Source organism: Streptomyces sp. Ncost-T10-10d (genome assembly GCF_900091955.1).
GTDB lineage: Bacteria > Actinomycetota > Actinomycetes > Streptomycetales > Streptomycetaceae > Streptomyces.
In genome coordinates, this window is record NZ_FMDF01000058.1 from 66,377 (window position 1) to 73,341 (window position 6,965).

At 71.8% G+C, this 6,965-nt stretch carries 4 protein-coding genes and 1 pseudogene; all 5 read right to left on the reverse strand.

What is annotated here, in order from left to right; genetic code table 11:
* Nucleotides 1–33: 33 nt before the first annotated feature.
* A complete protein-coding gene (locus GA0115254_RS08570) occupies nt 34–948 on the reverse strand; it encodes a phosphoribosylaminoimidazolesuccinocarboxamide synthase (protein ID WP_093894678.1) in 915 nt (304 codons plus the stop codon).
* A 111-nt stretch (nt 949–1,059) separates the two neighbouring features.
* Complete coding sequence (locus tag GA0115254_RS08575; RefSeq protein ID WP_093894679.1) at nt 1,060–2,523, reverse strand: N,N-dimethylformamidase beta subunit family domain-containing protein; 1,464 nt, start codon at nt 2,521–2,523, stop codon at nt 1,060–1,062.
* A gap of 303 nt (nt 2,524–2,826) precedes the next feature.
* Nucleotides 2,827–4,593, reverse strand: coding sequence for a M48 family metalloprotease (locus GA0115254_RS08580; protein WP_093894680.1), 1,767 nt, complete (start codon nt 4,591–4,593; stop codon nt 2,827–2,829).
* A 409-nt stretch (nt 4,594–5,002) separates the two neighbouring features.
* Nucleotides 5,003–6,253, reverse strand: a complete 1,251-nt coding sequence (purD, locus tag GA0115254_RS08585) for a phosphoribosylamine--glycine ligase (protein WP_093894681.1) — start codon at nt 6,251–6,253, stop codon at nt 5,003–5,005.
* 93 nt (nt 6,254–6,346) lie between these two features.
* Nucleotides 6,347–6,965: pseudogene (locus GA0115254_RS08590) on the reverse strand (DNA polymerase III subunit gamma and tau); the annotation flags it as partial.

The following is a 6,965-nucleotide window of genomic DNA, read 5'->3' on the forward strand; positions in this document are numbered from 1 at the left end:
CGGCCGGGGGCTTCTTCGTGTTCCGGGGGCTGCTTACTGCCAGGGCGTGCCGGTGAGGAGTTCGTACGCCTCCAGGTACTTCGCCCGGGTCACGTCCACGATCTCCTGAGGCAGCGCCGGGGGCGGCTGCTCGCTCCTGCGGTCCCAGCCGGAGGCCGGCGAGGTCAGCCAGTCGCGCACGAACTGCTTGTCGTAACTGGGCTGGGCCTTGCCCGGCTCCCAGATGGCCGCGGGCCAGAAGCGGGAGGAGTCCGGGGTGAGCACCTCGTCCGCGATGATCAGCTCCTCGCCGCCGTCGGCCGTGGGAGCGAAACCGAACTCGAACTTCGTGTCGGCGAGGATGATCCCGCGTGCACGCGCGATGTCACGGGCCCTGCCGTACACATCCAGTGTGGTGCGGCGCAGCTGGGCGGCGGTCTCCGCGCCGACCTGGCGGGCCACCTCCTCGTAGCTCACGTTCTCGTCGTGGTCACCGACGGCCGCCTTGGTGGCGGGGGTGAAGATCGGTGCCGGGAGCTCGGAGCCGTCGACAAGGCCCTCGGGCAGCGCGAGGCCGCAGACCGTGCGGGACTCCTTGTACTCGACGAGGCCCGAGCCGGTGAGGTAGCCGCGGGCGACGCACTCGACCGGGACCATGCGCAGCGACTTGCAGATCAGCGTCCGGCCGGCCCAGTCCGCGGGGGCTCCGGCGGGGAGCTCCGTGGACAGGACGTGGTTCGGTACGAGATCGGCGAGCTGGTCGAACCACCACAGCGAGAGCCGGGTGAGCACCCGGCCCTTGTCGGGGATCTCCGTGGGCAGGACCCAGTCGTACGCGGACATACGGTCGCTGGCGACCATGACGAGGTCGCCCGCCTCGTTCCGGTACAGGTCACGCACCTTGCCGGTGTGGAGGTGGGTGAGCCCCGGGACCTGCACTGGTTCGGGCTTTTCTACAAATCCGGACACGCTGCCTCCGCGTAGGTTGATCCAGGAGTCGTACCGATTCTCCCGTATCGGGGTGCGGTGGGGCGGAGCGGGGGCGTCCGTGGCGCCGAGTGCCGTGGCCCCGGAGGCGTTTCAGGCGCGTTTGCAGATGCGGTCGAGGAGATTGGCGGTGGCCCGCTGAATGCGGGGGTCCACATGGCCGGGGCGGTCCAGCGCCGGAGACCAGGCGAAGGTGCCGGAGGCGAAGACGAGTGCGCCGGACGGGGCCCGGTACAGGGAGGTCTCCTGGTGGCGCTTGGCTCCTTCGCTGTCCTGGTACGGGGAGTGGGCGAGCAGGATGCGGCTCTCGTGCTCGGGGAGTGCGGTGCGTGGGAAGTAGCGGTCGGCCTCGCCCGCGACCAGGCCGTCGATCTCGTCGCCCTCGCAGGCGCCCGTCGCGTCCCACAGCCAGTGCTCGGCGTTCCGTACGACCAGGGGGTGCGGATCGGGGACCCGGCCCGCGTACTGGATGCCGAGAAGCTGCTGCTCGGGACGGTCGATCTCGCGCCAGAGCGCGGGCTTGCCCGGGCCGCGGCGCTTGCGGCAGGTGAGCAGCCGGTCCGGGACGCCGGACGGCGACGGGGAGAGGCTGACCTGCCAGTACATGGTGTTGGCGGAGAGGAAGACGAGCGAGGTGCCGTCGTCGCGGGCGCGTTCGGCGGTACGGCGCATGGGTACCGACCAGTACTCGTCGTGGCCGGGGAAGACCAGGCCCCGGTAGCGGCCCGGGTCGATGCGGCCCGCGTGCAGATCGCGTGTGTCGGCGTACGCGATGTCGTAGCCGTACCGCTCGGCCCAGCGGATGAAGTCGTAGGCATGACCGACGTGGAGCGGCAGACCGGCACCCGCGTACGGGCGGTCGAAGGAGACGGTGACCGCGGCGTCCTCCTCGCCCAGGAGGCGGCCCTGCTCGTCCCAGGCGTGGTAGAGGCTGGCGCCGGTGCGGCCGTCCTCCGGGTAGAGGTTGTATGCCTGCCAGGTGATGTCCGGCAGGACCAGCAGGAGATCGGCCGGGTGGTCGTCGCGGACCGTGAACGGGATGTGGGAACGGTATCCGTCGACCGTGGTGAGCACGGCGACGTATGCGCCGATCGACCAGTAGCTGGGGATCTGCAGCCGCCAGGACTGCCACCAGTGGTGGCAGGAGACCGTGCGGTCGGCGGTGAGCGGGGCCGGCTGGACGATGCCGGAGAGCCGGGGGCTCGTGGTGATCTTGGCGGCACCGTCGCCCCCGTAGTGACCGATGCGGTAGATGTCCACGGAGAACTGCTGGGGCGGGTCCACGGTGATGTGGAAGTCGATCGCCTCTCCGGGGGCCGCGGCGCCCGTGGAGGTGAAGCCCTTGATCTGGCGGTGCACATCGTCGGCCGTACGGGTGCCGCCGTCGGTGGAGCCGCGGGCCAGGGTGGGGTCCACGTACCAGGGGACGACATGTCCGGTGTCGTCGAAGTAGTTCTCACTGCCGCGCAGCCAGGGCAGCGGGCCCTGCCCGAAGGGGTCGGTGACCGCGTGCGCGAGGGCACCCGACTCCCATCGACGAATCTGCTCCGCCCCCATACCGCTTCCCTCCCTCTGGCCCCCCGAGTCAACAGTGAGACAGAGTTGATCGTCACCGGTGATCAACAGCGATCGTCACCGGCCGTGCGCCATTGATGCGCCAACAGTGATGCGACGACTGTCAGCGTCGATCCCCAGCACATCACATAACGCATGCACTCCGTCACCGTTCGTCGCTAATTGACGTGAACGGAACGCTTCCTTCCGGGTATTGGGCGTGCGGTGCTCCCGGCGGCGTTGTCTCTGAGCAGGATGGGGATGCTGTGGTTCAGCTCTGCGGTCGAGGCCGCCGAGGCCCATGGTTCAGACAAGACGCACGGGTTTGTCGGTGCGTACGCCGACCGAGGCGAGCCAGGAATGCAGCGGCCCCGCGTCACCGTCCTCGACCAGACTGAGGACCGGACTGCCCAGATCCGCGCGGCGCTCACCGCCGACCAACAGCGCGGGACCGTCGAGCCAGTCGAGTCCGGGCGCCGCACCCGCCGTGTCGACGGCGGCGCAGCAGACCATCGCCGCGACATGGTCGGCGAGCAGTTCCGTACCCGTACGAGGTGGCTGGAGCGGGAAGAGCGGAAGGGGGACGGGACCCCAGAAGTCCAGGACGTCCGCGCCCGAGTGCGCGGCGCTCCGGACACCGACCGGACCCGATGCGCCGCCGGCCCGGGGCTGTTGGGCCGCCGCCTCCTCACGGGCCACCGCGGCGCTGATCCCGGCCGCGAGCTCCTCGCCGCTCCCGCACCGGCCTGCCAGATGCTCGACGACACGGGCCAGCGTGGGCACTGTGGCGTCGATGGGAAATACCGCACAGTCGGGATCGCCCGAGGAGCCGCCCCCGGTTGACGCGGGCGCCGTCCCCATCGAGTCGAGGACACGGTGCAGCCGTGCGGCCTCGGCGCGCCACTTCCGGTCGACCACCTCTTCCGGATACTGCTGCCAGTCGACCGGCGACCAGCCGGGACCGGTCTCCGCCGGGCCGCCGTGGAAGAGCCGTGCCGCCAGCAGCGATGCCGCCTCGTCGGCCGCGCCCGGCTCCTCCAGGAGGTCACAGGCAGGGCGCTCACCGAGCCGCGAGGCGAATCCGTCGGCAAGCCGGTCGCGACGGGAGAGCTCGGTGAGGGCGGACACGACACCTGCGTCCAGCCGGGACGGCCAGCGGCCCATCTGCCAGGCGGGCAGCGCGACGCGGGTGAGCAACCGGTCCCAGCCCGCGTAGGCGAGGCCGACCTGCTCCTGGGCGACGATCCGCAGCCCGTAATCCACACCCTGTGCACGAACCGACGCGGCGGCGGCGACGCCCCGCTCCATCTCCGCGGCATGAGTGCGACAGCTGCGCAGCAGAAACAGGGCGACCCGGCCGACGAAGGCCCGAGGCACTCTGCGCAGCCGGGACAGCGGCCCGGAAACGGGCGCGGCCGCATCGGCGACCGCTCCGTCCAGCCCTCGTACGAAACGACGCGCCGCGGCTATGTCGGGATGCGCGGAGGGGCCCGTGCCCGCGACGACCGGGGCGAGCACCGCCCGTAGCTCCGCCACCCGCATCCACCACAGGAACGGCGAACCGATGACCAGCACGGGCGCCGCCTGGACCCTACGGCGGGTCCGGACCGCGGAACGCGTTCGCGGATCCGCTCCGGGGCCTGCTGCGGGCTGCGCCGAGGGGTGCGTGCGGTCCTCCAGCCAGCTGTCGCAGTCGGGCGTGAGCGCTATCGCCGAGGGCGCGGGAACCCCGAGCCGGTCGGCGAGCTCCCTGACCAGGCGGTAGAGATCGGGGGCGGCGTCCTCCGGGAGCGGGACGGTCGGGCTGACCGCCGGCCTCGCCCGTACGATCGCGACCGCGACCACTGCGGCGAGCAGGAGCACGACGACCGCGCAGGCCGTCACGGCCCAGCGCGCCGTGTCCCAGCCGGTGCCGACGGCACGGCCCTGTGCACCCGCGACGAGCAGCACGACGGCCACCGCCGCCGGCAGGACGGCTGCGGCGGTCGCTCTGCTGCGGATGCGCAGCAGAGCGAGAGCACGGGCGCGCGCACTCTGCGCGCCCAGCTCCTCACTTGTACCGGTACCGGACACGGCCGGACGTCACCCCCTCTGCCCCCGCGGCGGTGTTGTTCACTCCCCCACTGTGGCACCCGTCACTGACATCGCAATGCCAGTGGGCCAAGTGCCGGAATGCTTGCGCCGCACCCTAGTTGGGGCCTCGGCGGGCGTCATCCGGATAGCTCAGCCGTCACTCGATGGAATGGCTTTGGGCAAAGGTGCTGACGCGCCGCAGTCCTTGGGGCAGCGGCGCGTCCATGGGTGTCGACGGGGGTTCAGGGGGTGGACGTGAACCGCAGCCGGGCACGGGCGGATCGGGTGACGTACCCGGCTCCGTGCCCCGGCCCGGGGCGGACCCGTACGGTCCGGGGGGACTCCCGTCCTGCCGGTTCCGTTCCAGCAGTCCGTGCCGTTCCGTACCGTTCTCCGTACCGTTCCGGTCTCAGGCCTCCGCGGCCTTCTGGGCGATGTCCGTACGGAACTGCGATCCGTCGAGCCGGATCCGGGCCGCCGCCGTGTAGGCGCGCTCACGGGCGCCGGCGAGGTCCTTGCCGGTCGCGGTCACGGACAGCACCCGCCCGCCCGCGCTGACGATCTCGTCGCCGTCGCGCCTGGTCCCGGCATGCAGGACATACGCATGCGGGGCATCTTGCGCCGCCACGTCGTCGAGGCCGTGGATCGGGTCACCCGTGCGCGGCGTACCCGGGTAGTTGTGCGAGGCGATGACCACGGTGACGGCGGCCTCGTCGCGCCACTTGAGCGGGGGCAGCTCGTCCAGGGTGCCGTTGGCGGAGCCCAGCAGGACACCGGCCAGCGGAGTCCTCAGACGGGCCAGGACCACCTGGGTCTCGGGGTCGCCGAAACGGGCGTTGAACTCGATCACCCTGACTCCGCGCGAAGTGATCGCCAGGCCCGCGTAGAGCAGCCCGGAGAACGGGGTACCGCGGCGGCGGAGTTCGTCGACGGTCGGCTGGAGCACCGACTGCAGGACCTCGTCGACCAGCTTGGGGTCGGCCCACGGGAGCGGGGAGTACGCGCCCATGCCGCCGGTGTTCGGGCCCTCGTCGTTGTCCAGGGCGCGCTTGAAGTCCTGCGCGGGCTGGAGCGGCAGCACGGTGGTGCCGTCCGTGATCGCGAAGAGGCTGACCTCGGGACCGTCGAGAAACTCCTCGATGACCACGCGGTCGCAGGCCAGGGCGTGGGCGCGGGCCGCCTCGACGTCGTCAGTGACGACGACGCCCTTGCCGGCGGCGAGACCGTCGTCCTTGACGACGTACGGGGCACCGAACGCATCGAGGGCGGCGTCGATCTCGGCGGGGGTGGTGCAGACGTAGCTGCGGGCGGTCGGGACTCCTGCCCCGGCCATCACGTCCTTGGCGAACGCCTTGGAGCCCTCCAGCTGGGCCGCCTCACCGGACGGGCCGAAGCAGGGGATGCCCGCGGCACGCACGGCGTCGGCGACGCCGGCGACGAGCGGCGCCTCCGGGCCGACGACCACCAGCTCGGCGCCCAGATCAGTGGCGAGGCGCGCGACGGCGTCGCCGTCGAGTGCGTCGACCGGGTGCAGTTCGGCCACCTCCGCGATGCCGGCGTTGCCGGGAGCGCAGTACAGAGCGGTGACGTCGGGGTCGAGGGAGAGAGAGCGGCACAGGGCATGTTCGCGGGCGCCGCCGCCGATGACGAGGACCTTCACGGTGTGCAGCCTAGCCGCCGGGGCGCGGCGGCCTTGACGGACGCCGCTCCGTGGACAGTCCGTGAGGTGTACCGCGCCCCCGCCCGGCTCGCGCTACTCGTTGGTGAACTCCTCGACGACCGTGGCGCCCAGCTCGCGGACGATCAGGTCGTGCCCGGAGAGCGCCGAGTCGACGAGGTCCGGGTCGTCCGCCTCCGGGGTGTCGTCCTCGGGAGCGACCGATCGCGGGGGTTCGGGCGCGGAGTACGACCGCGGTGCGGGCTCCGCGGCGGGTGCGGGGCTCGGCTGCTGGTGCGGGGCGGGGGCGGACCGGGGTTCGTAACTCTGCTGGGGTGCGGGGGCCGGACGCTGCGGCGCGGATGCGACGGCGGAGGGGCGGCCGCCACCGGTCTGCGGGGGTGCGCCCGCACCGCCCGACGGGTCGACGATCGCTTCGATCTTCCACTGTGCGTTGAACCGCTCGGCGAGGGCCTGCCTCAGCACGTCCTCGCTGCCGCTGCTCGTGAAGTTGTCGCGCGCGCCCGCGTTCAGGAAGCCGATCTGCAGGGTGGTGCCGTCGAAACCGGTGACCTGGGCGTTCTGGCTGAGCAGGATCCAGGTGAACCGGCGGCGGTTCTTCACGGCCTCCAGGATGTCCGGCCACATGTTCCGTACCTGGCCGGCACCCTGTGTCATTCCCGCGTTCGGTTCGGCGGCGGGCACCGGTGCCGCG